The sequence below is a fragment of the Candidatus Accumulibacter contiguus genome, assembly GCF_036625285.1.
GTDB classification, from domain to species: domain Bacteria; phylum Pseudomonadota; class Gammaproteobacteria; order Burkholderiales; family Rhodocyclaceae; genus Accumulibacter; species Accumulibacter contiguus.
The window spans coordinates 172251-197496 of record NZ_JAZKUC010000001.1 but is presented as its reverse complement, the minus strand read 5'-3'; the positions used below and the strand labels follow the sequence as shown (position 1 = coordinate 197496).

The 25246-nt window shown below is 61.9% G+C and carries 29 protein-coding genes and 3 pseudogenes; 13 read left to right on the top strand and 19 right to left on the bottom strand.

Annotated elements, in window-relative coordinates:
- Positions 1 to 2: 2 nt before the first annotated feature.
- The 3 genes from V5B59_RS00945 to clpB all read right to left on the bottom strand — a co-directional run bounded on the left by V5B59_RS00945 (position 3) and on the right by clpB (position 3310).
- Positions 3 to 200 (bottom strand): DUF3460 family protein, encoded by a 198-nt coding sequence (locus V5B59_RS00945; protein ID WP_034909173.1) that lies wholly within the window; start codon positions 198 to 200, stop codon positions 3 to 5.
- Positions 201 to 382: 182 nt separating this feature from the next.
- Positions 383 to 616 (bottom strand): DUF3567 family protein, encoded by a 234-nt coding sequence (locus tag V5B59_RS00940; protein WP_034909171.1) that lies wholly within the window; start codon positions 614 to 616, stop codon positions 383 to 385.
- A gap of 114 nt (positions 617 to 730) precedes the next feature.
- Positions 731 to 3310, bottom strand: a complete 2580-nt coding sequence (gene clpB / locus V5B59_RS00935; RefSeq protein ID WP_169071462.1) for an ATP-dependent chaperone ClpB — start codon at positions 3308 to 3310, stop codon at positions 731 to 733.
- A 321-nt stretch (positions 3311 to 3631) separates the two neighbouring features.
- Here clpB and V5B59_RS00930 point away from each other — a divergent pair.
- The 7 genes and pseudogenes from V5B59_RS00930 to V5B59_RS00900 all read left to right on the top strand — a co-directional run.
- Positions 3632 to 3982 (top strand): annotated as a pseudogene (locus V5B59_RS00930) (cation:dicarboxylate symporter family transporter); the annotation flags it as partial.
- A 195-nt stretch (positions 3983 to 4177) separates the two neighbouring features.
- A complete protein-coding gene (locus tag V5B59_RS00925; RefSeq protein ID WP_332351228.1) occupies positions 4178 to 5713 on the top strand; it encodes a DUF6399 domain-containing protein in 1536 nt (511 codons plus the stop codon).
- 10 nt (positions 5714 to 5723) lie between these two features.
- Positions 5724 to 6686 (top strand): annotated as a pseudogene (locus tag V5B59_RS00920) (cation:dicarboxylate symporter family transporter); the annotation flags it as partial.
- 19 nt (positions 6687 to 6705) lie between these two features.
- Positions 6706 to 7683 carry a TAXI family TRAP transporter solute-binding subunit gene (locus V5B59_RS00915; RefSeq protein ID WP_332351383.1) on the top strand — a complete coding sequence of 326 codons (978 nt, stop codon included), beginning with the start codon at positions 6706 to 6708 and terminating at the stop codon, positions 7681 to 7683.
- Between the two features lie 135 nt (positions 7684 to 7818).
- Positions 7819 to 9033, top strand: a complete 1215-nt coding sequence (locus V5B59_RS00910) for a beta-propeller domain-containing protein (RefSeq protein WP_332351381.1) — start codon at positions 7819 to 7821, stop codon at positions 9031 to 9033.
- The gene (locus V5B59_RS00905; RefSeq protein ID WP_332351379.1) at positions 8957 to 9370 is read left to right on the top strand and encodes a hypothetical protein; all 414 of its coding nucleotides are present in this window, start codon (positions 8957 to 8959) and stop codon (positions 9368 to 9370) included. The genes V5B59_RS00910 and V5B59_RS00905 overlap by 77 nt, the downstream gene beginning before the upstream one ends.
- Complete coding sequence (locus V5B59_RS00900) at positions 9327 to 9746, top strand: hypothetical protein (RefSeq protein WP_332351378.1); 420 nt, start codon at positions 9327 to 9329, stop codon at positions 9744 to 9746. Before V5B59_RS00905 ends, V5B59_RS00900 begins: the two co-directional genes overlap by 44 nt.
- Before the next feature lie 74 nt (positions 9747 to 9820).
- On the opposite strand, the gene V5B59_RS00895 is transcribed toward V5B59_RS00900, so the two are convergent.
- The 4 genes from V5B59_RS00895 to V5B59_RS26030 form a co-directional block, all read right to left on the bottom strand.
- Entirely contained in the window at positions 9821 to 10114 is a 294-nt protein-coding gene (locus tag V5B59_RS00895; protein ID WP_332351376.1) for a hypothetical protein, read from the bottom strand.
- A 195-nt stretch (positions 10115 to 10309) separates the two neighbouring features.
- On the bottom strand, positions 10310 to 10717 hold the full coding sequence (locus V5B59_RS00890; RefSeq protein WP_332351374.1) for a transporter: 408 nt from the start codon (positions 10715 to 10717) through the stop codon (positions 10310 to 10312).
- 125 nt (positions 10718 to 10842) lie between these two features.
- Positions 10843 to 11154 carry a hypothetical protein gene (locus V5B59_RS00885; RefSeq protein WP_332351372.1) on the bottom strand — a complete coding sequence of 104 codons (312 nt, stop codon included), beginning with the start codon at positions 11152 to 11154 and terminating at the stop codon, positions 10843 to 10845.
- Between the two features lie 267 nt (positions 11155 to 11421).
- A complete protein-coding gene (locus tag V5B59_RS26030; RefSeq protein WP_408612943.1) occupies positions 11422 to 11721 on the bottom strand; it encodes a transposase zinc-binding domain-containing protein in 300 nt (99 codons plus the stop codon).
- Here V5B59_RS26030 and V5B59_RS26025 point away from each other — a divergent pair.
- The 4 genes from V5B59_RS26025 to V5B59_RS00865 all read left to right on the top strand — a co-directional run bounded on the left by V5B59_RS26025 (position 11674) and on the right by V5B59_RS00865 (position 13920).
- Positions 11674 to 11838, top strand: a complete 165-nt coding sequence (locus V5B59_RS26025) for a hypothetical protein (protein ID WP_408612882.1) — start codon at positions 11674 to 11676, stop codon at positions 11836 to 11838. The two genes, V5B59_RS26030 and V5B59_RS26025, sit on opposite strands and share 48 nt — an antisense overlap.
- A 128-nt stretch (positions 11839 to 11966) precedes the next feature.
- The gene (locus V5B59_RS00875) at positions 11967 to 12464 is read left to right on the top strand and encodes a DNA polymerase III subunit gamma/tau C-terminal domain-containing protein (protein WP_332351370.1); all 498 of its coding nucleotides are present in this window, start codon (positions 11967 to 11969) and stop codon (positions 12462 to 12464) included.
- Positions 12442 to 13143, top strand: coding sequence for a hypothetical protein (locus V5B59_RS00870; protein WP_332351368.1), 702 nt, complete (start codon positions 12442 to 12444; stop codon positions 13141 to 13143). The genes V5B59_RS00875 and V5B59_RS00870 overlap by 23 nt, the downstream gene beginning before the upstream one ends.
- A 465-nt stretch (positions 13144 to 13608) precedes the next feature.
- The gene (locus tag V5B59_RS00865) at positions 13609 to 13920 is read left to right on the top strand and encodes a hypothetical protein (RefSeq protein ID WP_248594700.1); all 312 of its coding nucleotides are present in this window, start codon (positions 13609 to 13611) and stop codon (positions 13918 to 13920) included.
- Positions 13921 to 14231: 311 nt separating this feature from the next.
- Here V5B59_RS00865 and moaE read toward each other — a convergent pair whose 3' ends face one another.
- The 6 genes from moaE to V5B59_RS00835 are packed head-to-tail and all read right to left on the bottom strand — an operon-like array spanning position 14232 to position 19944.
- Positions 14232 to 14684 (bottom strand): molybdopterin synthase catalytic subunit MoaE, encoded by a 453-nt coding sequence (gene moaE / locus V5B59_RS00860; protein WP_169069596.1) that lies wholly within the window; start codon positions 14682 to 14684, stop codon positions 14232 to 14234.
- 1 nt (position 14685) lies between these two features.
- Complete coding sequence (moaD, locus tag V5B59_RS00855; protein WP_169069595.1) at positions 14686 to 14940, bottom strand: molybdopterin converting factor subunit 1; 255 nt, start codon at positions 14938 to 14940, stop codon at positions 14686 to 14688.
- Positions 14941 to 14953: 13 nt separating this feature from the next.
- Complete coding sequence (locus tag V5B59_RS00850) at positions 14954 to 16159, bottom strand: molybdopterin molybdotransferase MoeA (protein WP_169069594.1); 1206 nt, start codon at positions 16157 to 16159, stop codon at positions 14954 to 14956.
- The gene (mobB, locus tag V5B59_RS00845; protein ID WP_169069593.1) at positions 16146 to 16673 is read right to left on the bottom strand and encodes a molybdopterin-guanine dinucleotide biosynthesis protein B; all 528 of its coding nucleotides are present in this window, start codon (positions 16671 to 16673) and stop codon (positions 16146 to 16148) included. The genes V5B59_RS00850 and mobB overlap by 14 nt, the downstream gene beginning before the upstream one ends.
- On the bottom strand, positions 16670 to 18001 hold the full coding sequence (locus V5B59_RS00840) for a hypothetical protein (RefSeq protein ID WP_169069592.1): 1332 nt from the start codon (positions 17999 to 18001) through the stop codon (positions 16670 to 16672). Before V5B59_RS00840 ends, mobB begins: the two co-directional genes overlap by 4 nt.
- Positions 18002 to 18006: 5 nt before the next feature.
- Entirely contained in the window at positions 18007 to 19944 is a 1938-nt protein-coding gene (locus V5B59_RS00835; RefSeq protein ID WP_332351364.1) for an ATP-dependent DNA helicase, read from the bottom strand.
- 126 nt (positions 19945 to 20070) lie between these two features.
- On the opposite strand from V5B59_RS00835, the pseudogene V5B59_RS00830 reads away from it, so the two are divergent.
- A pseudogene (locus tag V5B59_RS00830) lies at positions 20071 to 20969 on the top strand (recombination-associated protein RdgC).
- Positions 20970 to 21065: 96 nt separating this feature from the next.
- Here the strand turns inward: V5B59_RS00830 and V5B59_RS00825 are convergent.
- The 5 genes from V5B59_RS00825 to V5B59_RS00805 form a co-directional block, all read right to left on the bottom strand.
- Positions 21066 to 21533, bottom strand: a complete 468-nt coding sequence (locus V5B59_RS00825) for a phasin family protein (RefSeq protein WP_169069590.1) — start codon at positions 21531 to 21533, stop codon at positions 21066 to 21068.
- A 103-nt stretch (positions 21534 to 21636) separates the two neighbouring features.
- Positions 21637 to 21759, bottom strand: coding sequence for a hypothetical protein (locus V5B59_RS00820; protein WP_256435955.1), 123 nt, complete (start codon positions 21757 to 21759; stop codon positions 21637 to 21639).
- A gap of 86 nt (positions 21760 to 21845) precedes the next feature.
- A complete protein-coding gene (gene rarD, locus V5B59_RS00815; RefSeq protein WP_169069589.1) occupies positions 21846 to 22748 on the bottom strand; it encodes an EamA family transporter RarD in 903 nt (300 codons plus the stop codon).
- Between the two features lie 4 nt (positions 22749 to 22752).
- Positions 22753 to 23448, bottom strand: coding sequence for a DUF599 domain-containing protein (locus V5B59_RS00810; RefSeq protein WP_169069588.1), 696 nt, complete (start codon positions 23446 to 23448; stop codon positions 22753 to 22755).
- Positions 23449 to 24453: a cytochrome-c peroxidase gene (locus tag V5B59_RS00805; RefSeq protein ID WP_169069587.1), complete on the bottom strand. Its 1005-nt coding sequence runs from the start codon at positions 24451 to 24453 to the stop codon at positions 23449 to 23451.
- Between the two features lie 65 nt (positions 24454 to 24518).
- On the opposite strand from V5B59_RS00805, the gene V5B59_RS00800 reads away from it, so the two are divergent.
- Entirely contained in the window at positions 24519 to 24653 is a 135-nt protein-coding gene (locus tag V5B59_RS00800; protein ID WP_256435954.1) for a hypothetical protein, read from the top strand.
- A 21-nt stretch (positions 24654 to 24674) separates the two neighbouring features.
- On the opposite strand, the gene V5B59_RS00795 is transcribed toward V5B59_RS00800, so the two are convergent.
- Entirely contained in the window at positions 24675 to 25124 is a 450-nt protein-coding gene (locus tag V5B59_RS00795; RefSeq protein WP_034912642.1) for a MaoC family dehydratase, read from the bottom strand.
- Positions 25125 to 25246 lie beyond the last annotated feature (122 nt).

Here is a 25246-nt window from a genome sequence, read left to right as displayed (position 1 = left end):
GGCTACTGCAGGTCGAAATTGACGTCGTAGGGATAGGATCGATGCGGTTCATTGGCCTCCCGGCGCGACTTCTGCTCGCTCAGGTCGACCTTCCTGTCCCACCAGATCGCCCGGCCGCGGCGCTGATCCTCGGCCCATTCGGGATGCTGGGCCATCATTTCACGCATGAACTTGGTGTGATCGGATTCGTACAAGGCCATCTGGCCTCCTCCCAAAGAATAGTTCTGGTTGACAAGCTGCTTCTGCCGACAATTATACGCTCGCAAACAAAGCCCTGCTCGGCCGGACCTGCCCTTGGGTGTTCAGGCTTGTTCGTGACGCCCCGGATATCCCGGCGTCAGTCAATCGCAGTGCATGGCCGGGAGCGCATCCTGGCACCAATTCAGTGCACCACGATCGGCCGCGCCGCACCAGCGCAGTACTCGTCGAGCAGCGCGTCAATCGATTCTTCGTCACGCTCGTTGTCGGGAATATCGTCTATGGCCTTGCGCAAATCCCGGGCCACCGAACCCTGAACGAAAAGGCTGCGGCTGGCCGCTTTGTCTACCAGCTCGAAACCCTGCTGCACCGGGTAAGCAACGATTGCGTACTGCTGACTGTTATAGACGATGTTCATGTGTACTCCTTTCCAGGTGGACAGAGACGATGCAATGTCCCGATTGCTTGCACAGGCCTTGCGGGCTCATACTACAGACAACTATTAGCAAGCTTCGTGCCATGCAACATCCTTCTAAGCCGTGTCAAAGCGCATGATGCCACTGTCGCAAGCGACGCGAATCGTGTCGCCGGCAACAAAACGCCCCTCGAGAATCGATTTGGCCAGGGGATCCTCCAGTTGCGACTGGATCGCACGTTTCAATGGGCGGGCACCATAGACCGCGTCGAAACCGGCCGTCGCCAGTTCTGACAGGGCGCTGTCGGCGACTTCCAGCTTCAGCTCGAGTTGCCCCAGGCGCTGTTCGAGGTAAGCGAGCTGAATCCTGGCGATCGACTTGATGTGCTGCTCTTCGAGCGCATGAAATACCACCACTTCATCAATGCGGTTGATGAACTCGGGCCGGAAATAGCTCTTGACTTCACCCATCACCGCCAGCTTGATCAACTGGTAATCGTCACCCGCCATCTGTTGAATCATCTGGCTTCCGAGATTCGAAGTCATCACCACCACGGTGTTCTTGAAGTCGACGGTCCGACCGTGCCCGTCGGTCATGCGGCCGTCGTCGAGAACCTGCAGCAGAACGTTGAAGACATCCTGGTGCGCCTTTTCGACTTCGTCGAGGAGAATCACCGAATAGGGTTTGCGCCGGACGGCTTCGGTCAGATAACCGCCCTCCTCGTAGCCGACGTAACCCGGCGGCGCACCGATCAATCGTGACACCGAGTGCTTCTCCATGAATTCGCTCATATCGACGCGGATCAGGTGCTCCTCGGAATCGAAGAGGAAGCCGGCCAGTGCCTTGCACAGTTCGGTCTTGCCGACCCCGGTCGGTCCGAGAAAGAGGAACGATCCGTACGGCCGGTTGGGATCCGCAAGGCCGGCACGCGAGCGGCGGATGGCATTGGCCACCAGACGCACCGCCTCGTCCTGCCCGACGACGCGCTGGTGCAGGCGCTCTTCCATTTTCAGGAGCTTCTCGCGTTCGCCCTGCATCATCTTCGAGACGGGAATTCCCGTCGCACGCGAAACCACCTCGGCGATTTCCTCGGTGCCGACTTCGGTACGCAACAGTTTGTTGTGCTGGCCACCGTCTCCCGATTTCTCGGCGACCGTCAGTTGCGCCTCGAGCTGCGGCAGCTTGCCGTACTGGATTTCGGCAACCTTGTCCCACTTGTTGTCGCGCTGCAGTTGCGCCAGTTCGAGCTTGAGCTTGTCGATCTCCTCCTTGATGTGCGCACTGCCCTGCACCTGAGCCTTTTCGGCTTTCCAGATTTCGTCGAGGTCGTTGTACTCGCGTTCGAGCTTGAGCAGTTCCTCTTCGATCAGGTGCATGCGCTTCTTCGACGCTTCATCGCGTTCCTTGCGCACCGCTTCGCGCTCGATCTTGAGCTGGATCATGCGCCGGTCGAGCTTGTCCATCACCTCCGGCTTGGAATCGATCTCCATCTTGATTCGCGCCGCGGCTTCGTCGATCAGGTCGATCGCCTTGTCCGGCAGGAAACGGTCGGTAATGTAGCGGTGCGACAGTTCGGATGCGGCGACGAGCGCCGGATCGGTGATGTCGACGCCATGGTGCAGCTCGTATTTTTCGCGCAGGCCGCGCAGGATGGCGATCGTCGACTCGACCGTCGGCTCGTCGATCAGCACCTTCTGGAAGCGGCGTTCGAGCGCCGCATCCTTTTCGATGTATTTGCGGTACTCGTCGAGTGTCGTCGCACCAACGCAGTGCAATTCGCCACGTGCCAGCGCGGGCTTGAGCATGTTGCCGGCGTCGATCGCGCCTTCCGCCTTGCCGGCGCCGACCATGGTATGCAGCTCGTCGATGAAAACGATGATGCGCCCTTCTTCCTGGGCAATTTCCTTGAGCACCGCTTTCAGTCGCTCCTCGAATTCGCCGCGATACTTGGCACCGGCCAGCAGTGCCGCCATGTCGAGACTGAGCACCTTCTTGTTCTTGAGCGTTTCCGGCACTTCACCATTGACGATACGCTGCGCAAGCCCTTCGACGATCGCGGTCTTGCCAACGCCTGGCTCGCCAATCAGTACCGGATTGTTCTTGGTACGCCGTTGCAGAATCTGGATGGCCCGGCGGATCTCGTCATCGCGACCGATCACCGGGTCGAGCTTGCCCTGGCGGGCGCGATCGGTCAGGTCGATACAGTACTTGCTCAGTGACTGGCGTTGCCCTTCGGCTTCCTGGGAATCCACCCCCTGCCCGCCACGCACCGAAGCCACCGCCTGTTCCAGCGACTGCTTGACCAGTCCGTGCTGTTTCGCCAGGCGACCGCACTCGCCCTTGTCGTCGCAGAGGGCAAGCAGGAACATCTCCGAGGCGATGAACTGGTCACCGCGTTTCTGGGCTTCCTTGTCGGTAAGGTTCAGCAGATTGGTCAGATCGCGACCGACCTGCACCTCACCACCATGCCCCTGCACCTTTGGCAGACGGCTGATCGCCTGCGCCAGCGCCGCCTTGAGCGCCTGCACATTGACCCCGGCGCGGGCCAGCAGGGACGAAGTCGAACCGTCTTCCTGCTGCAACAGCGCCAGCAGCAGATGTTGCGGCTCGATGATCTGGTTGTCGTGTCCGACCGCAAGGCTTTGCGCGTCGGCCAGCGCCTGCTGGAACTTGGTGGTCAGTTTATCCAAACGCATGCTGAAATCCTCGGCTGAAGTATGTTCATGGCCAGTAAGTGGGGACGGGCAGCGTGAATTCAAGGAGCCACAAAGCTTGAACGCTCCCGCGAAGGTGCCGAGTCTGACCAGCAGGGTGGCGAGATTAGGAAAATGTCTTTTCACATTTATCATGCATGCTACATTATTGTGCTGGAAAGGAAGGATGGACTCCACCAAGGGTCAAACGCTGCGCCACCCTCCGAACCTCCATGACATCGTCGCCGCAGAGATCGCCACCGGACAGGAAAGGAACATATCGGGTTCAAAAAACCTTTTGCATTCATAAACCAGGAGAATCGTATGACAAATAAGCAACCGCTCTACAAGTCCCTCTATTTCCAGGTCATCATTGCCATCATCTGCGGTGTTCTGTTGGGATATTTCTATCCCGAATCGGGCTCTTCCATGAAACCTCTGGGAGACGGCTTCATCAAGCTGATCAAGATGATCATCGCTCCGATCATCTTCTGTACCGTGGTGACCGGAATCGCCGGCATGGAAGACATGAAGAAAGTCGGACGCGTAGGCGGCAAGGCCCTGCTGTATTTTGAGGTGGTGAGTACCTTTGCGCTGGCCATCGGCTTGTTGGTGGTGCATCTGACACAACCCGGCGTCGGCATGAATGCCGATGTCAGTACGCTCGACACGGCTTCCCACTTAAAGCGGGACAGTCATGCTACCGATAGAGTCTGAGGATGAAGGGAGCTGAGGAGATGGGAACTGGTTGCCGCATCTCCTGTATCATCAGTTTTATGACAAAAAAACTCTACGACTCAAGCCATACGGACAACCAGCCGCGTCATTTTTGCCGCACTTACAGACCAGGGAAAACGAAGCCTGCGTGCAGTGGGGGAATTAATTCATCGCCCGAAAAGCAGTGTTCATCGCCACCTGCAAGCGCAAGCCCGTAGGAACCGACATCCTGAATCGGGGTTTTGGGAAACCGAAGAGGGGGAGGCATGGCTGAGATTGCTGGTATTTGCTGTGCTGTACACGTTCGGGCTGCAACATCATGTGGGGGCGGGTGCCTTGTCGGATTTCTTCCAATTGATCCGCCTTCATACCCATGTGGGGGTGTCTCCCAGCGCCTTGCAGACCCAACTCAGCCGGATGGAAGCGCTGTTGCCCCTGTTTCAGCAACAGTGTGAAGCCTCGGTACCGACGCGGACACGCCAAGCGGTGGTGGCCGCGGATGAGACGTTCTTTGGGGAGATTCTGATCTTGGTGCTGATGGATTTGTCCTCGGGCTACCTATTGCTGGAGTCGATTCAGAAGGACCGGGGTTTCGATACCTGGTTTGCCCAGGTGACCCCGCGCCTGGAAGCACTGGGTATCGAAGTCAACCACGCCATCAGTGACCGGGCGAAGGCCCTGATCAAATTAGCGGTCACAGGCTTTGAGTGTACCTCGGGCGCGGATACGTTCCACGAGCAATATGGCCTCAGTCGCTGGTTGTCACCGGCCTTGGGACGTCGAAAAGCCAAGGCGGATCAGTGCTGCGAACTGGCCCAGAAGGCCCTTGATCAGCCGTCGCGCGGAGCCAGTACCGAGGAAAAGGCGGCTTTGGCGGCACAACAGGCCTGTGCCTGGGAAGCCCGCGCGCAAGTGGAACAGGCGCAGCAAGAGTACCAGAAGCAGTTGCTGGGAATCGCCGAGGAAATCCATCCCTTCTCCCTGGAGGAGAATACTCGCACGACGGCGGAGAGCGTAGTGGCAGGACTGGAAACGCGAGCACAGGCCCTGGAAACTCTGGCGGCGCAACAAGGGATCCAGGATACCCGTTCCGCCCTGAAGAAGTTCCGTGCCCAGATCGGCGCCTTATCGAGTCACGTCAGCTTTTGGTGGCTTTGGGTAGAAGAAATCCTGCTGGGCTGGTCTCTGGATGAAGCGACTCGGCAATGGCTGACGAGCAAGCTGTTGCCCGTACTCTATTGGCACTACCAAATGCGGAAAACGCAAAACAGGGTTCACCGGAAACGGTATCAGGAGGCTTGGCAGCGAGCATTAGAGGCCTGGAAAGCAGACCCGTTCCATTCGGGATTCTCCGAGAGTGAGTTGCAGCGCTGGCTAGAATGGGGGGAATGGATGGTGCGACAGTTCCATCGCAGCTCCTCCGCCGTCGAAGGGCGCAATGGCCGCTTGTCCCAGTTGTATCATAACGGGCGAGGTCTGACGAAATGCCGCCTGGCTGCGCTAACGGTTATCCACAACTATGGGGTGAGACGTAGTGACGGCACTATCGCAGCCGAACGTCTGTTTAGCACCTCTTTCCCTGATCTTTTCGATTGGCTGCTCAACCAGATGGGGGAACTTCCCTTACCGAGGAAGTCCCGCCACCGGGTTGTGCATAACCCATTGAAGTTAGAGATTGTCCCGGCTTAAGTGGGAAGCCCTCGACACCAAGGCCATCGCAAGCTATACGACCAGTGCCAAGTCACAGAGCACGGTCGACTTTCTGCTGAATGTGATCCCGCATACCGTGGTCGATGCCTTCGCCAAGGGAGACATCCTCCAGGTTCTGATGTTCTCGGTGTTGATGGGTTTTGCGCTGGCCGCCGCCGGACCCAAAAGCAAGCCGGTCGTCGTCTTTATCGATCAGCTCGCGCATGCCCTGTTCATCGTCGTCGGCTTCATCATGAAGCTCGCCCCAGTCGGTGCTTTTGGCGCCATGGCCTTCACCATCGGCAAGTATGGCCTCTCCTCACTGATACCGCTGGCCAAGCTGATGGGCAGTTTCTACCTGACCTGTCTGCTGTTCATCATTTTCATCCTGGGTGCAATCGGCCGTTGGTGTGGCTTCAGCATCTTCAAGTTCATTGCCTACATCAAGGAAGAGTTGCTGATCGTGCTCGGCACATCGTCTTCCGAAACCGTCTTGCCGCGCATGATGGCCAAAATGGAGAAACTCGGCTGTTCCAAGGGCGTGGTTGGACTGGTGATTCCGACAGGTTATTCATTCAACCTCGATGGCACTGCGATCTATCTGACCATGGCGGCAATCTTCATTGCCCAGGCGACCAACACCGAGCTCACCCTGGTACAGGAATTCACCATACTCGGCGTCCTGCTGCTGACTTCAAAAGGTGCTGCGGCCGTTACCGGGGGCGGATTCATTACCCTGGCAGCAACCTTGGCAGCGGTGCCAACCATCCCGGTAGCGGGCCTGGCACTGATACTCGGCATCGATCGCTTCATGTCGGAAGCGCGTGCGCTGACCAATCTCATCGGTAATGGCGTGGCCACCGTAGTGGTATCGAAGTGGGAACATGAACTCGATCAAGAGCAACTCGCACGGATGATGAGCCGCGACGTAGAGGCTGAGCTCGAAGCAGAAGCGAGCCTGCACCACAGCTAATGAACAGGGAGTCAAGGACATGAAAGCGCGCCACATCGGCATCTTGCTGTATACCGCAGTATTTCTCTGTTTCCTGACCAGGTCGGCGCAGGCCGCCGAGCCCAATTGGCCAGCATCGATGTCCATAGCCACGGCATCGCCGGGCGGTACCTACCACGCCTACGGTGCCGCTCTGGCGAAGATTCTGACGCGTGTCCTGGGTATCAGTGTTGCCGAACAACCGACCGAAGGCCCCAGCCAGAACATCCAGCTAATGGAGTCCGGTTGGCCACAAATTGGCTTCGTCACCCTGGGGGTCGCGCTGGAGGGCTGGAATGGCAGCGCTACCTGGACCAACGGTCGTCAATTCCGCTCGATGCAGGCGCTATTCCCGATGTATGACTCGCCATTCACTTTCGCCGTGGCGAAGAGCTCGGCGATTCGCTCGCTTACAGACATGGCTGGCAAGCGTATGGGAGTTGGGCCGCACGGCGGTACAGCGGGTGACTACATCCCGAAATTCCTGGCTGTTCTCAAACTGGAAGCGAACCTGGTATACGGTTCCTACGATGAACTCGCTGCGCAATTGCAGACGGGGAAAATCGACATTCTGGCGGCGGCGGCTGGGGCTCCATTCCCCGCCCTGGCCGAATTGGATGCCAAGAAGCTGGTGCGTTTCATTGGCCTCGGCAAGAACGAGATCGTTGCCTTGCGCCTGGCGATCCCGGAACTCACGCCTTCCACGATTCCAGCGGGAAGTTATCCGTCGCTGATGGCGGATTACCAGACGGTCGGCCTGTTCAACTTTGCCGTGGTTCACAAGTCTCTTCCCGATAGCCTGGTTTATGCTATCGTCGATGCGGTCTTCAAGAACCATGAGGAGCTTGTGATGGCCCATCCCGCGGCGGCGGCGACGATCCCGGCCAATTTCTCACGCAACACCTTCCTCCCCTTCCATCCCGGAGCCTTGCGTTATTACGGTAGCACCATGACCAGAGGCGTAGTCTTGGGGGATTGATCTGGTGACCGCTCAACCCCCGCTCGTCAATCGTTCTGGAATTCGCAACCTTCCCGCTGCATTCCGTGCCGAGTTGTAACCCCATTGCCGAGTGTCGTCCGTTTACAGTTCTGTATCCTCAACGAAAGGACTGTCATGCATCGTACCCTTGTCGCCTATCTGACCGCTGTCACGCTGACTGCTCTGAGCCTGCCACCGGCAACGGCCGCCGCCAATCCGACTGCGCCGCACAAGACCCTCAGCGCCTTCGCCAACGAGCAGGAACTTGCCGGTCTCTTCAAACGCTGGGCCGACGAGGCACAGCGTCGTCGCGACGAGCAGCAACGCGCGCGTGCCGACAAGTCCGTGAACAGCGCCGCGGGCCAGCTCGCTCAACCTTCCCCCGCACCCGCCGCCGCACCCGCGGCTGTGGCCAAGGAGGCCGCCGCCGGCAAGAACGAATCGGTCACCAACGTCCAGCATGCGGGTGTCGATGAAGGTGGCATCGTCAAGTTGCACGGCGACCATCTGGTGATTCTGCGCCGTGGCCGCCTGTTCACGGTCCGCATCGGCGCGCAGGAGCTGCGGCCCGTCGCCGCCATCGACGCTTTCGGCAGCGATGTCGATCCAGGTGGCGCCTGGTACGACGAGATGCTGATTTCCGGCAACACGATCGTCGTCATCGGCTACAGTTACGCGCGTGGTGGCACCGAAGTCGGCGTCTTCGACATTTCGCGCGCTGGACAGCTCGCCTATCGGGCGACCTATCACCTGCGCTCCAACGACTACTATTCTTCCCGCAACTATGCGAGCCGGCTGATCGGCAGCAAACTGATCGTCTATTCGCCGCACGTTCTCAGCCCATGGGGTGACCCCTGGGCAGCCTTCCCGGCGATGCGCCGCTGGCGCCCTGGAGCGCTGCCGGCGGACTTCCGGCGTATCGCGCCGGCAACGCGGATCTACCGCAGCGACGAGCCGCTCGACCCCTTCGCCGGCGTCGCCCTGCATAGTGTCTCGATCTGCGACCTCGCCAGGCCGGAGATGGATTGCCAGAGCACCGCCGTTCTCGGGCCGCCTGGACGCGTCTTCTACGTCTCGCCGAATTCGGTGTTCGTCTGGACGACGGCCGAGCGGGCGTGGTGCTCCGGCTTCGTCGGTGTTCCGCATCCCGCTCGACGGATCGGCACCGAGTGCCCTGAAGACAGCCGGCAGCCCGATCGACCAGTTCTCTTTCCACGAAGACGACGGCGGCGTGCTGAACGTGCTGCTGCGTGCCAACGGCCGCGGCGACGGCATGTGGGCAGGCGAAGTCAATGCCGGCGACCTGGCGCTGCTGCGCATCCCGCTCGCCAGCTTTTCCGATGGCCGTGACAGCGCACCCGCCCAGGCTTACCGCCGGCTGCCGAGAGCCAGCGGCTACGTGCTGCAGAGTCGCTACATCGGCCCGTATCTGCTGTACGGCGCGGGTACCGGCTGGCACTCGCCGCAGACGACGACGCAATCACAGGTGTACGCGGTGCGCTATGCGCAGGGTGAGGTCTACGAATTACCGTTGCCACACTCGGTAGACCGTGTCGAGGCACTCGGCAGCAATGCCCTCGTCGTCGGCAGCAGACGGCAGGGACCTGCATCTGAGCAGCGTACGGCTGACTCCGCTACCACCGGTGACCGTCGGCCGCTACACGCGCAAGGACGCCGCGCAGGGTGAAACGCGCAGTCATGGCTTCTTCTATAAATCCGAAGGCGAGTTCGACGGCCTGCTTGGCCTGCCGATCGTCGGCGGCGACGAATCCGGCGCACGCCAACTGCGCACGCCGTCGGCAGCCCTGCTCTTTCTGCGCAATCACGCCCTGTTGCTGAGCGAACTCGGTACGCTGACCGCGCAACCCTCGGCAAGCGACCGCAATGACGGCTGCCGCGCCTCGTGCGTCGATTGGTACGGCAATTCGCGGCCGCTGTTCGTGCGCGGCCGGGTATTTGCGCTGATGGGCTACGAGATCGTCGAGGGAAAGGTGGACGCCAGGCGGATTGTCGAGACGCGGCGGGTGAACTTCGCGCCAGCGGTGTTGCAGGTGACGCGGTAGCGCAGCGTGGCGTGGCGCAGGCTTGCCGAAGGATAGGAAATCCAACGGTACCAACGAGAGTCTATGCGCCTCCATCAAGGCGAGGTCGGCTCGCCCAGATGGGGCGTCTGCGCGAACTCCTGCCCGAGGGAGTACACGCTGGCCCGACGTTCGACCCAGTGCATCTTCTGCTCGAGATCGGTCTTTGCCTTGCGCAAGTCTGCAAGCGTGCTCGCCGGCTCGTCGATCGCCTTCTTCGCCTGCTCGATCCGCGCCGCGATGTCGTCGTTCCGGTCAGCGACGGCGCGCAGCGGATCGACCTCCTGGGCGAAGCTCACGCCGGCAAGGATCGCCAAAAGGAAGGCAAGCAGCAGGTGCGTAGCGGTCAACCAAGCGTACGCGCGAAGTGCAACTGGCGCTTTCGCCAGGCATTCGTCGAACCTGTGCGATCTTGTCGAACACGCCGCCGGCAACGAGATGGATAAAGGGTCTCTCCCGTCTGTCCAGAACGACCCTGCCCAGCGTGCTCGGCTCACAACCCGGCACCCCAGCGGTACTGCCAGGCAATCCCGATCAGGTCGTAATCATTGCCGGTGCGTGACGATACGCCACTGCTGACGTAAATCTTGATGGAGTTGCGGACGTCCACGGGAAATGCCAGCGTGCCGCCCACCCGCCAGTTCTGCTGGAGGTCGTCGCTCCGGACGCTGTTGATCGTCGTGCGGCCGCCGGCGAAGTAAGTGACGTCCAGCGAACCCCAGATGCCCGGAGCGGAAGCCGTAAATCGCGTGCCCCTGCAGCGAGTAGATGGGGTCCTGCGAGCGGGTATTGCCGCGGACGAAATCCTTGTTGTCGGTGAAGAAGGTCACCGCGGCCTGGGCCTCGAGCGTCCACGAACCGAGCGCCTGGGAGATACCGACCTCCGGCTTGAAAAACCAGCGGTTCGTGCCGATGTTGACAATCCGGCTGGAGTCGTACTGGCCCGATGGCATCGACACCTGCAGGCTCGCGCCGACGATCAGGTCCTGCTCGTAATCCTTGAACTCCTGCAGCGTCAGCGCCGGCGCGCCGTAACAGGTTGACCGACAATCGGAACCTCGGATCGGCGAAACCGTCCCTACCCGCTCGACCGCTGACCCGCGACATCCGCTGTTCCGGAGAGCCAGGTATAGGGAACGATGGCGTCGAACTTGCCGGACTTGCCCCATAGGTCGAACACCCGCGCATACGCGAGGACAAGCGCTGGACGTCTTGAGCTGCGCGTTTTGACCGGCAGTGACGCGTCGAATGGCAAGGCGCCTTGCGTATAGGCATAGCCGGCGATGAGGAAGTTCACCCCGACTGGCGCATTGGAATAGGCGCGCGGCTCGATGTCCTGCGCGTGGGCGACGGACTGTCCGCCGACGGCAGGCAGTATCACTGTGGCCACCAGATAGATTACTCGGCAGATCTGAAGTCTCACTCTTGGCTGTGATGCGGCGGAAAATGTGCGCAGGTTAACGACGAATGAGCAGAGGAAAGCACGAGCCGCGAAGGTCCGGGAGTGGCCACGACAGCAGACCCCCCGTTCCTTGGCCGCTCCACGCGCGCAAGTCATGATACGCGGATTCCCCATCGATGGCGCTGGGCATGGCGTGACCGTCGCGCTGCCACGGCAGTACGCGATCACGGAGGATACGCCGCACTTGGGCTCCGTTCAAGAGCGATCGCGCGGTGACCTGTGCGCGTAGTCCACGACACTCAGGAAAATGCCCAGCGCCAGCGTCTCGATCGCCGGATCGTGTTCGAGGGGATCACGCAGGCGCTTGGGAACCGACAGCACCCACTGGCGGACTGGCAGTCGCGGCAAAATAGGGTCGGCCAGAGGGGCGGCGGTTTCGACCATTCGCCGGGGGTTGCAAGCGGGACAGACACCACGACCTTTGCATGACCAGGCGATGAGAAAATCGTGACCGCACTGGACGCATCGAGCGCGGGCAAAGCCATGCGCGAGAATCCCGCATTCGAGATAGCGGTGGAACTCCCGCTCGACATACGCCGGACCCGCAGCGCCCTGCCGACGGTCACCGGGGATTCGAGCCAGGTGGCGAGGTACGTCTGCACGGTGCGATAGAGCACGGTGCGTTCAGGCCGGCGACGGCGATAGACAGCCGTGCGAGCGGGCGCGCAGGCGGTAGCCATGGGGATTCGGGTCGAGCACTCGAGATGCAACAACTGTATTCATATATAGCTGTTGGCGCAATGCCCTCTGGCGGTAGCACGCGCGCCCTCGAGCGCCGCGGCTATGCCGTGGCCGTCATCAGCAGTACGGAGAGGGCACTCGCTGCCAAGAAGACTGCAGCGAGCGGCAGGCGCGGCACCGGCCAGTGCGCAGTCCGCCGGCCAGCGTTCCGCCGCTTCCGCAACACCGCCGGCCACCGCCGGCCACCGCCGGCCACCGTCGAGCCAACGCCGCAGGCGGCGGCCATACCTTTGGCGTCGGTCGCGTCAGCTCAACCGGTCGACGACTGGCACGCCATTCTGGCCGCGCTCAAGGTCAGCGGCATGACGCGCGAACTCGGCCAGCACTGTGAGCTGCGCCATCTGGAGGAAACACGGATAGTCCTTCGTCTTTCACCAACGCATCGCCATCTGCTGATCAAACCAGCGCAGGACAAACTGCAGCAGTCGCTCGCCGAGCATTTCGGCAAAGCGCTGCAACTAGCGATCGAAATCGATGAAATCTCCGGAGCAGCTTGAGACGGCCAACGCGCGCTTGGCGGTGGGACAGCCGCAACGGCAGGTGGCCGCCGACCTCGGCCTGGCCCGCAGTACCTTGCAGGAATGGTGCCAGCCGGTGGCGGTCGGCGCAGCCCCGGCGGCCTTGGCGGCGTGGGTAGAGACCCCCGAGGGCGTGCGGTGGCTGCATCCACTGGTGTTGGCGGCGCACTTCAGCATCACCCTGCAGGGCGGTGCCGGAATTCGGGTGGTGTGCCAATTTCTGGAGTTGAGCGGGCTGTCGGCATTCGTCGGGGCCAGCTACGGCACCCTCCAGGGCCTAAATGCGGCCCGGGAGGAGGCGCTGGTCGCTGTCGCACATGAGCAGCGCGCGGCGCTGGCGCGGGACATGCCGCACCGGGATCTCACGGTGTGTGAGGAGGAGACCTTCCCTCCGCAGATGGGTTTGGTGGTGCTGGAGCCGGTTTCGGGCTTTCTTCTTCTGGAACAGTACGCGGCGGATCGCAAGGCGGCGACCTGGACGCAGGCGCTCCAGGTGGCCCTGGTCGGGTTGAACTTTGCCGTGATCCAAGGCACCGGCGACGAAGCCACGGCGTTGCATCGGCATGTCGGTCAGGGACCACTTGCACCATGGGTCGCCGCGGCGGCCTTGTCGGCCACCGCGGCGACCCATGGCCATCCCTTCGACCGCTTCCTCTGAGTGTCATTTGCATAGCCTCAAATATGACACATAAACAGATGGGTGTTAAGGGCTTCCGGAGAACGAATCTATCGTTTGAATTTACCGGCGCCGGGACGAGGCGTTGCCGAAGAGCCAAAGCCGCTGCACCGGCGTCCGGTGGAATGAAAAGTTGGACGGGGAACTCGCAATAACCTCCCGCTCGTGTGGCAAGCCGACGCGGCCACGGATCGGCCCGACCCGAAACGCTACGCCGCCAGCGCGCCGACCGAAAGCGCTCCCCCTTGGCACCCCCGACCCAGGCGGCCCTGGTTCGGGCAGGCACGCTACCGCAGGCAAGCGCCACGGTGACCCGTGCTTGGCCCGAAGAACCCAGGCCGGTGGCCAAGCACACGACGAATATTTTGTGGCGCCAACGCCCAACGCCTAATATTATGGGCATTTAATGGAGAAATGCCTACTCCAATGAGCAAGTTTGAGACTCCGATGCAAGTTGCCGAACAGGTGACCCAGCTCGGCCAGCGCATTCGGATCGCGCGCATCCGTCGCAGTTGGTCCGTCGCTTATCTGGCAAACAAGGCCGGCATCAACCGCAACACGCTGACCGCGCTGGAATTGGGCAAGCCCGGAACGGCCGTCGGAGTGTGCTTCACAGTGCTGTGGGCCCTGGGGTTGGACCGAACCCTGGACGGCGTCGCCGATCCCGATGCCGACCTGCATGGCAAGGCGCTCGAAGCCGCACGACGTCCCGCACGTGCAGGCAAGCCACGCAAAGCGAGCGACGACTATGACTTCTGAACGAAAGGCCTACGTCTACCTCCAGCTTCCCGGCACCCTGGAGACGGTGCCGGCGGCGTTGCTGCGCGTCCAAACCTTGCCAGATGGCACGCAGATCGGCCGATTCCGCTACGGCAATCGCTATCTTGCGAGGCCCGAAGCGGTGGCGCTCGATCCGTTCCGACTACCTCTGGCCAAGGAAGTCTTCGAGTTCACACAGCTCAAGGGTATTCCGAGTGCAGTACGCGACGCCGCGCCCGATGCCTGGGGGCGGCGCGTCATCGAACACAAGCTGGAGCAGAGCCCGGCAGATCTCCAGGACCATGCCGGGCTTAATCCCGCCAGCGCTCGGCAGCCTGATCGTCACTCGCGCGCGCAGCGACCCAGCGCGCACCTTGCGGCGTCACTTCGCGCTTCCAGAATGGCGCACGCGTTTTCAGGTAGTCGATGAGGAACTCGCAGGCGGCAAAAGCTTCACCACGGTGCGCGCCGGCCACCGCGACGAGGACGATCTGGTCGCCCGGCAGCAAGCGACCGACGCGGTGGATGACGATCGCGTCGATGAGCTTCCAGCGGCGTCCGGCTTCGCCGACCATCGCTGCAAGCGCTTTCTCGGTCATTCCTGGGTAATGTTCGAGGGTCATCTCCGAGACCCCGGCGCCGTCGCTGGCCGCTCGCACGACACCGACAAAGGACACTAGCGCACCGATCTGTGGTCGATCCCGGCGTAGCGCCGCCAGCTCTGAGCCGACGTCGAAATCAGCCTCCTGAACGCGAACCATCATTTCAACCGCCGGTCACCGGCGGAAAGAAAGCGACCTCGTCCCCCGCCCCGATCGGTGCATCGCGCCCGACCATTTCCTGATTGACCGCCTGACGCAGGTTCCTGATCTCCGCCAGGTGCTCCCATGCGCCGCCCCGTTGCGCGAGAAACCCGAGCAGACCGGCGACATCCACCACCCCGGCCGGCAGCGGCAACTCTTCGCTCCCCTGTCCGAGTTGCTCGCGGACGCTCGCGAAGTACAGAATCTTCAGCATCATTCGCCCTCCAGGTTCAGTTCAGCAAGGCTGAAAACGGCAGGAAGCGCACCATGTCGCCGCGTCGGATCATCTGCTGCGGCGGGTTATCGATCAGGCCATCGCCCCATACCGCCGAACTCAGGACTGCCGCTCCCTGGTTGGCGAAGATCTCCACGCCGCCGTCGGCATGGCTTCTTGCACGCAGGAACTCGCGCCGGGCATCGGGTCGCAACCAGTCGAAATCGGCGCGCAGCCGGTAGCTCGGTGGGGTAATTCGATGCACGCCCTGCATTTTCAATAGAAAAGGCCGCACCAGCATGAGGAAGGTGATCAGGCAGGAAACCGGGTTTCCCGGCAAACCGATGCACGCCACCTCGCTTCCGGGCGAACCGATCTGTCCAAATGCCAGGGGTTTGCCGGGCTTGATGGCGATCTTCCACATCTCGATCCGACCCTCCGCCGCAACGGCGGCTTTGACGTGATCCTCTTCGCCGACGGAAACGCCGCCCGAACTGAGCACCAGGTCATTGTCGATCGCGGCTGCGCGCAGCGCCTGGCGCGTCGCCGGCAGATCGTCGGGCACCTGCCCGAGATCACGCACGACGCAACCCAATGGCTGCAGCAGGGCGGTGAGCAGGAAACGGTTGGCATTGTAGATCGCGCCCGGCGGCAGCGGCTCACCGGGCATGCGCAGTTCATCACCCGTAAACAATACGGCCACTCGCAAGCGGCGGAAAACCGGCAGTTCGGCGATTCCCACCGACGCCGCCAGGGCGGTATCCTGGGGTCGCAGGCGCAGCCCGGCAGGGAGAATCTCGCTCCCGGCGGCAATGTCGCTCCCGGCGCGGCGAATATGTTCGCCCGCTTGCGGCCGATGGTTGATCAGCACCGCATCGTCGGCGTGTTCACAAAGCTCCTGCATCACCACTGCGTCGGCCCCGGCCGGTATCGGCGCACCGGTGAAGATCCGGGCAGCGGTTCCTGGCTGCAGCGGTGTACCGACGCTGCCCGCCGGAATGCGCTGCGAAACCGGCAGGCGGCTCGGCAAGCGTGGCACATCGGCAATGGCCAGCGCATAGCCGTCCATCGCCGAGTTGTCGAGCAGCGGCGCATCGACCGTCGCCTGCTGTGCCCGCGCCAGCACGCGCCCGGCGGCAGCCAGCGTCGGCAGGCAGCGAACTTCTGAAACGGTCCGGGCACTGGTCAGCAAGCGTGCCAGCGCCTCATCAAAGGACAGCATGCGTTTTCCCTCCCAGTTGAAGAGTGCCGAGGATGAAGCGGACGATCGCTTCCGGATCGTTCAGGTCCAGCCGCGCCAGATGCGCCGGCAGTGTCAGCGATTGCAGGGCATCCGAGGCGACAGCGACGATGTGCTGCTGCTGTGGCCATAGCGGCGGCTTGCCGTTGCCGGGCCGATACACTTCGAGCTTCGGGATCGCCTCGTCCTTGAAACCCTCGACGAGAACCAGGTCGCACGGCGACAAGTGTGCGACATATTCCTCGAGCGTCGGCTCGGGAGCGCCGCGTAACTCGCTCATCAATACCCAGCGCGCACTGCTGGCCAGCAGCACTTCGCCAGCCCCTGCCGCGCGGTGGCGAAACGAGTCTTTCCCCGGCTGGTCGATGTCGAAATGGTGGTGCGCGTGCTTGAGCACAGCGACGCGCAGCCCGATCCCGGTCATTCGCGGCAGCAGTTTTTCCAGCAAGGTCGTCTTGCCGGCGCCGGAGTAGCCGGCAATACCAAACAGTTTCATTCTTTGCTTCCGCTTGGGCAGGGTACCGGGAAAACCGCCGCAAAGCCGCCGCCACGGGTCCGGAAATTGGTCGTCTGGCCACGGTACAGTCGCGCCGACACCAGTTGAACCGCACCACGATAAACGTAGTTACGCAGATCGAGCTTGAAATCGTGCGGCACGCCATCGATCAGCAGACGCCGCTCGGAAGGGGTGACCACCGCCTGTGCGATATAGCCACCGCTGGCGATTTCGGCAAATACGCGCCGGGTCAGCTTGTCGCCGCGATAGGCCGCCTTGCCGCCGTAACCGGCGGCCGGTTTGAAAAACCACTGCTTGCGACCGGCCCAGAAGGCATCGGCCTGCTCAGGGCGCACCTGCAGAGTACGCGGAATGCTACCGGCCAGCAACTTGCGCTCGTCCTCGCGCAAGCCGATCGTTGCCAGCCAGTCGTCGTCGCCGAAAGCCTGCAGGTTGCGCTTGTCGGCAAACAGCGCATGCGCCTGCGGATGCGGCGTGACCACCACGGCATCGCTCAAGTACGCTGCACGCAACGCCGCACTCTGCGGTTCGGCCAGAGCAAAATCGGTCAGCCGGTTGTAGACCAGGTCGATGGGCTGCCCGCGGCAGCACAGGCGTTCGCCGTCGAAGGTCAGTTCCGTCACGTCGGCCACCAGCGCAGCGATGCCATTCGCCTCGAAGAGTTGCCGGAAGAGTGCAAATTCGGGCGCCAGATACTGTTCATCGAGCTGCGCATCGACAATCGCGATGCGCGCCAGCGGCCGCTGTGAAGCATCGTGATCACCGCGAGCCAGCCGCCACTCCTCGCGAAACATCGCCAGAAAGGTTTCCTCGACCGGCATCGGCGCCGGCATCATCCGCGCCACCGCTGCGCAGCACGCACGCTGTGCATGCAACAAGCGAGCGTTGAGCAGCGCGCCGCCGGCGTTCGTATTGACTTCGATCAGATGCGGACCGTCTGCGCCGAGGTGAAAGTCATACCCCAGGAAAACGCCGGCGGCACCGGGCGAATGCCGCGCCAGCGGCGGCGCGTAGGCGAGCACGCGTTCGCGATACGCCGGCAAGGCCACCAGCCGTTCGAGCAAGGCGATGATCCGTGCCATACGCGCGAGATGCTCGGTGCTGACGAAAACCATGCTGTCCGAAAACAGATGCGGTCGCGTCGCCAGCAGTTCAGCGTGCGAGAACGTTCCGTTGCCTTTTTCGAGCGCGCGCTGCAAGGATCGATGATCGACCGAGATGCAGGCGCAGCCGCGATTGAGCAGTTCAGCCGCCGCAGCGCAGTCCAGCGGCAAGAGATCGGCAGCAGCCTGGAGAGGGGGGGTCATGCGGATCAGGCGACCGCCGCCGGGGCAAAGAAAGCCAGAGCGTCAGCGAGCTCGCGAGTTCTCTTCATCGGCGGCAGGCTTCGCCAGACACGCTTGCCATAGGGTTTGCTGAGCAGGCGCGGATCGCAGATCATCAACACCCCGCGGTCGGTTTCATCGCGAATCAGGCGACCTGCCCCTTGTTTGACGTTGATCACTGCGCGCGGCAACTGGTACTCCAGGAAAGGATTGCGGCCTTCGTTGCGGAGTTTCTCGATACGCGCCGAAAGTACCGGGTCGTCCGGCGGCGCAAACGGCAGCTTGTCGATGACCACCAGCGACAGCGCTTCGCCGCGCACATCGACCCCTTCCCAGAAACTCTGGCTGCCGATCAGGATGGCATTGCCCAGGCTGCGAAAGCGTTCGAGCAATTCGTTCTTGCTGCGCTCGCCTTGCAACAGCAAAGGCAGATCGAGTCCGTCGCGCTGCAGCCACTCGCTGAGCAACTCGTGCGTTCGGCGCATCGCGCGCAGCGAGGTACACAGAAAAAAAGCCCGGCCAGCGCTCGCCTGGAGTACCGGAAACGCGGCCTCGACGACCGCCTCGGCATACTCCGGGCGGTTCGGATCAGGCAGGTTGCGCGGTGCGTAGAGCAGCGCCTGTCGAGGGTAGTCGAAGGGACTCTCCCAACGCGCCGAATCGGCGTCGCCGAGCCCCATCTCGGCACAGTAATGGGAAAAACTGTCCTGCACGGCAAGTGTCGCCGAAGTGAAGATCCAGGCGCGCGGATGGCCGCTCATCTGCTTCTGCATGATCTCGGCGATCACCAGCGGCGTCGCGTTGAGCTGCAGTGAGTGGCTATAGGTCTCTGCCCAGCGAACGAAATCCGGGTTCGCCCCACTCTGCCAGGCCTGCAGGCGCACCAGCAAATTGGTGGCGCGCCGCCAGCAGCTTTCCAGACCCTCGGCACGCTGTGCCTGCGTCTCCAGCAATGCAGCCAGCACTTCCAGCTCGCAAAGCACGCCGCTCAAGCCATCGGCGAAACCGGCGCGCGCTTCGAGTTGCTGCAGCGCGTAGCGCGCTGGCTCGACTGGCAAGGCCAGCCGCAGGTCGCGAGCGGCTTTTTCGAGCAGCGCACAGCACTTCGGCAGATCCAGGCAGTCGCGCGCCGAGGCCAGACCTTCGAGCTGCGTATCGCGGGTCAGTTCGAGGAGCTGCGCGGTCGAGATGCTGTCGCCAAAGAACAGGCTGGCAACTTCCGGCAATTGGTGTGCTTCGTCAAAGATCACCGTGTTGCAGGCGGGAAGCAGTTCGGCAGTTCCTTCGTCGCGGAGCATCACGTCGGCGAAGAACAGGTGATGGTTGACCACCACCAGGTCGGCGGCCAGCGCTTCGCGGCGTGCAGCGAGGACGAAGCACTCCTTGTGCTTCGGGCAGTCCTGACCGAGGCAGTTGTCGCGAGTGGAAGTGACCATCGCCCACACCGTCGCATTCTCGGGAACCCCGGCACACTCGGCTTTGTCACCGCTGCGGGTCTTCCTGGCAAAGCGCGCGATACGCTGCGCATAGGCGGCGTCGTCACGCGAAAGGAAACGGCCATCGGAAAGCGAAAGTTCAAGGTGGTAATGACACAGGTAGTTGGCTCGCCCCTTGAGCAGTGCCACCTTGACCGGTGACTTGAGCGCCTTGCGGATGGTCGGGATGTCGCGTGTGAAAAGCTGATCCTGCAGGTTGCGGGTGCCCGTCGACACAATCACCTTGCCCCCCGAAAGCAGTGCTGGCACCAGATAGGCATAGGTCTTGCCCGTGCCGGTCCCGGCCTCGGCAATCAGCACCTGATTGCCCGCCATCGCGGCAGCGATGCGCTCGGCCAGTTCAAGCTGCTGGGGGCGCAGGCGATAACCGGGGACACCGGTCGCCAGCGGCCCGGCGGCGGAAAAGACATCGGAGAGCAGAGCGGTCATGGATGGATCGTCAAGAGCAGCGCGAATGCTAACAGAAGCCGGTGTTGCCGACCCGCCCGCCAGGCGGCTCGGCAACAAATAATGTGCTTTTCCGGCCTATAATGGCCGATTTTTTCGGGTCCGCTCATGTGGTTCAAAAATCTTCACCTCTACCGCCTGCCCAGGAACTGGGCCGCTGACGCCGAGCAACTTGCAGAACAACTCGGCAAACTGACTCTGCAAGGATGCAACGCAACCGATCCGCGCAGCATCGGCTGGGTCGCGCCGCGGGACGGCGGCGCACTCGTCCATTCCGTCAACCAGCAGTGGCTGCTCGCCCTCGGGGTCGAGGAAAAACTGCTGCCGGCCTCGATCGTCAAACGCTTCGCCAGCGACAAGGCCAAGGAGATCGAGGAAGCTGAAGGCCGCCGCATCGGGCGTCGCGAGATGCGCGAGATCCAGCAGGAAATGACTCTCGAACTGCTGCCGCGTGCCTTCATCCGCAGCCGCAGCACCTATGGCTGGATCGACCCGATCAACGGCTGGCTGGTCATCGATTCCGCCTCGCCGGCAAAAGCCGAGGAGTTTCTCGAACATCTGCAGAAATCGCTCGACGCCCTGCCGGCCAAGGTGCTCAAAGTGATACAATCGCCCTCGGCGGCGATGACCGGCTGGGTGGCCAGCGGCGAAGCGCCGTCGGTTTCACCCTCGACCAGGACCTCGAGTTGCGCTCGACCGACAAGGCCAGCGTGCGCTACGTCAATCACACGCTCGAAGGCGAAGAGATCCGCCAGCATATCGCCACCGGCAAGATCGTCACCCGCCTGGCAATGACCTGGAACGACCGTATTTCCTTTGTGCTCAACGACCAGTTGCAGATCAAGCGCCTCGCCTTCCTGGACATCCTCAAGGAACAGGCGGACGGCCAGGGCGAGAACGAGGATGAACGCTTCGACATCGATTTCACCCTGATGACCGGAGAAGTGGCGCAGTTGCTCGATGACCTGGTCGCTGCGCTGGGTGGAGAAGCGGCGGCAATGGCGTAGGCGGAACCGACCGCCTCTGCTCCCCACAACCGCAGCATTCCCCTATTGAAAACCAGGGCCCTGCTACTGCGCCCAGGGCCTGGACGTTCCGATCGTCTACGAAAGCTTCAGCACCTCCTTGATTTCGTTCAGGCTCGCGGGGATTCGCTTGACGATGGCGTCGGTGGCCTGCTGATTGGCCTTGCCCACGATGTCCGCAAGTTCGCGCATCTCGCCGACTGCGGTCTCGAAAGCTTTCCTGGCCAACTCGGCCTCCGCTGCCGCGATCTCCTGCGGCGAGCCACCCTTGGTCAAGCCGCTGATCGCTGCGGTCAATTCCTGCATCGTCTCCTGCAGGATCTTTACTTGCCACTCCCCGACCGCTTTCATCCCTGCAAGTGCTGCACGGTTGGAGGCGCTCAGGGCTTCGAGGTTATCGCGCTGACTCGCCACCAGAGCGTCCATGTTTACGCCCGGCACCTTGAGGCCGGCCATGATGTTCAGAAGCTCTTCGCTGCCCTTGGTCACGTCCATGCTCGAGATTGCCTTGCTCCAATCGCTCAATAGTTTGGAAAGGTCTGTCATTTTCAGTTCCTCCGCTTCACATACGATTCAATCTACCCAAACAGCGTTCGTTCGGCATTCGACATCCACCTCTTGCCGAGACGCTGACCCTTGCTCCTCAACATTACTCGGCTGGCACGTCGAGCAGTCGCTGTCCTCCAGCGAGAATGTTGATCATCTGTGCCACCGCCTTGATCTGATCAGAAGTAGCTGCACGATATTCCTTGAGCACTCCGGCGACTGGCATAGGTCGGCCACGTCATCTGAAGCACGCTCATTTAACGGGAAATATGTTGCAGCGCAATATCCAGAATAGTTCAAGATCGGGGAATGTCAACGGAAATCGATGCGCTCCGGATTCCGGTACTTGCCCCAGGCGCTCCAGCTGAAGACCAACAGTCCCAGCCAGATCAACCCGAAACTGAGCAACTGTGCGGCCCGCATCGGTTCGCCGAAAAGCCAGATCGCGGTGACGAACTGCAGCGTCGGATTGATGTACATCAGCATACCAACGGTTGCCAGGTCGAGTCGCTGCGCGGCAGCGGCGAAGGCCAGCAGCGGCAGCGCGGTGAGCGCGCCGGCACCGATCAACAGCCAGGAAGTAGAAAGGTCGTGACCGGTGAACACCGCATGACCGTTGCCGGCCTGCCAGAAGGCGTAGAGCGCGCAAACCGGCAACATCGCCAAGGTTTCCAGCCACAGGCCGGAGACGGCATCGACCGGGAGTTGCTTGCGCACCAGGCCATAGGTACCGAAGGTGCCGGCAAGGACCAGCGAAACCCACGGCAGACCACCGATGGCGACGATTTCGTTGGCCATCGCCGCCAGAGCCAGGGCAACCGAAAGCCACTCCAGCCGGTTCAGTCGCTCCTTGAGCACGAGCAGGCCGAGCAGGACGTTGACCAGTGGCGTCAGAAAGTAGCCAAGGCTGGAAGCTACGACCTGCCGATTGGCCACCGCCCACAGGAAAACCAGCCAGTTGCTGCCGATCAGCAGCGCCGCGACCGTCAGCATCAACAACTGCCGCCAGCTCCGGAAGACCGCAGCGACCTTGTGCCATTGCCTGCGCAGTGTCAGCAGCAGGCCGACAAATACGCAGGCCCAGATGGCGCGGTTGCTCAACACATCCATCGGCGAAACATGCGCGAGCTGGCGGAAGAACAGCGGAAAGAATCCCCAGATGCCATAGGCGAGCAGGCCGCAGGCGATGCCGACCAGGTGACGCTGGGGATTCACCGGTTCAGCGTTGCCGACGCAGAATGCCGAGTGCTGCCGAGCGGTAGTCGCGCCGGTAGAGCACCAGCAGAATCAGCACCGCGAGGATGCCGAGCAGCAGTGGACTGAGCAGCCAGCCCGAGGCCGCGAGGCCGAAATAATAGGCACGGATACCGCGATTGAAGTCGTCACCGGCAAGATTGTTGGCACCAGCCAGGCGGCGCGCATAGCTTTCGATACCGGCATCCCCGCGCTCGCCCAGCGGTGCCGCCCCAACCAGGATCGAGAGCAGGTTGAACTGCCGCAGCGACCAGGTGAATTTGAAGTAGGCGTAGACGAAACTCGCCAGTACCAGCATCAGCTTGATCTCCAGAAGTTCCCGGTTGCCCGCACCGGACAAGGCCAGGTCGCTGGTGAAGTTCAGCAGCTTGTCGGCAGCGCCAAGTGCGGCGACCAGGCCGGCGATGATATAGATGGTGGTATTGGCGTAGAAAGTGACGCTGTTCACCAGATTGCCGATCAGTGTCGAGTCGGTGACCCGCACCTCGCGTGCCAGCATCCGGTAAGCCCATTCCAGCCGGAATTCACGGGTGCTGCTGATCAGCCCCCCGGATGCCCAGCGGCTATGCTCGGAAAACCAGCCGTAACCGGCCCAGCAGGAGAAAAAAACGAAGAGCACCAGCCAGTCGGCAATCGCCAGATGGTGGAGTGCACCAGACACTTAGGGTAGCGCCGGCGCTTCGAAGTGTTCCTCGCTGGTCAGCGTATGCAGGAAAGCGACGAGTTGTCGGATCTCCTGATCGGAAAGTTTGCGGTCAACCAGCAGCGCACTCTTGCTGGCATCCGTCTTGCCGCCTGATGCCATGTAGCGCACGGCCTGCTCCAGGTCGGCGACGCTGCCGTCGTGGAAATACGGACCGGAAATGCCGACCGAACGCAGCGTTGGCGTCTTGAATGCTGACCTGTCTTGCGGATCCTTGGTCACCCCATAGCGGCCGGGGTCGGGATTGGCCTTGCCGGCTTCAAGCCCGATGTTATGGAACTGGCTGTCGCTGTAGAGCGGCGGCTGGTGGCAGGTGGCACAGCCCGCCTTGCCGACGAAGAGTTCGTAACCGGCCAGCGCATCGGCCGAGACGGCCATCTGGTCGCCGGCTGCATGACGATCCCAGGGAGCCTCGCCGCTATTGAGCGTACGCAGGAAAGCGGCCAGCGCCTTGGCAATATTGTCGGCGTCCGGCGCGCTGCCGAAGACTTTCCGGAACTCAACCTGGTAGCCGGGTACCGCAGCGATCACCGCAGCGGCTTTGGCCGGATCGGCACCGATCTGTGCCTTCCAGGCGGCATTGACCTGAGCTTCGAGCGTCCTGGCACGGCCGTCCCAATACCAACTGGTGTAGTAGCCGGTGTTGTACACGCTGGGCGTATGGCGCGTGTTCATGCCGCCACCGACCTTGCGCGACAGCGGCAGCGCGTCGGTCCAGCCGAGGGAGCGGTAGTGACAACCCTGGCAGGCCATGCTGCCGTCGCCCGAGAGACGCGGATCGAAGAAAAGCTGCTTGCCGAGCGCCGCTTTTTCCGGCGTCGTCGGATTGTCAACCGGGTCGGGAGGTGCCGGCAAAGCCGAAGAGCGGACGTAGCCTGCGCCGCCCTGCGGCAGCGCGACACAACCGATCAGCGCGGCGGCGAGGGCTGCGGCGAGAAGCCGGTAAAGGAATGTCGGTTTCATCTTGTCTCCTCCTGGGTTGGTCACGGCGAATGGGGTAACACTGCCGAAACCCGGCAGGAGCGACAGTGAAGACTGGAAATTACCGCACCACCATCAACCATTACCATGTCTTGCGCACCCTGCAGGCAATGTTCGGGCTGGCACCGATTGAAAATACCGCCGCCGTGGCGCCGATCACCAACATCTGGACGACCAGGTGAGCACGCGGCGGCGGTGTAGGACTACTTGCCGGCTGCTTCTCGCTTCTGGCGGGAGGTCGCCATCAGCGTCGCTTCGCCATCGATGACCACCTTGTCACCCACGGTGCACACGGTATCGACGACCACACGCGACTTCTCGGTGATGACCTCCTTGACCGTCACCTTGGCATGGACCGTTTCACCCGGACGCACCGGCGCGCGGAAGCGCAAGGACTGGCTCATGTAAATCGTGCCAGGCCCGGGTAAACGATTGCCCAGCACCGCTGAAATCAGGCTCGCGGACAACATTCCGTGTGCGATGCGGCCGCCAAACATGGTGGTTTTTGCAAAATCTTCATCCATGTGCACCGCATTGACGTCCGTCGATACCCCGGCAAACAAAACGAGGTCGGCATCCGTAATGGTCTTGGCGATTTCTGCGCTCATACCGACGGACAAATCTTCAATATCGTAACCGTTCTGGGGATTCATCAAAGTCCTTTCTCGTGATTATCAGCGCGGGTATGGCCGCGCCCAGTAAATACGGCGCTCGCCCTTGCCAGCGCCAGTCGATTTTATTGAGGTTTCCGGATGCCTTGAACCTGGTTCGTCGC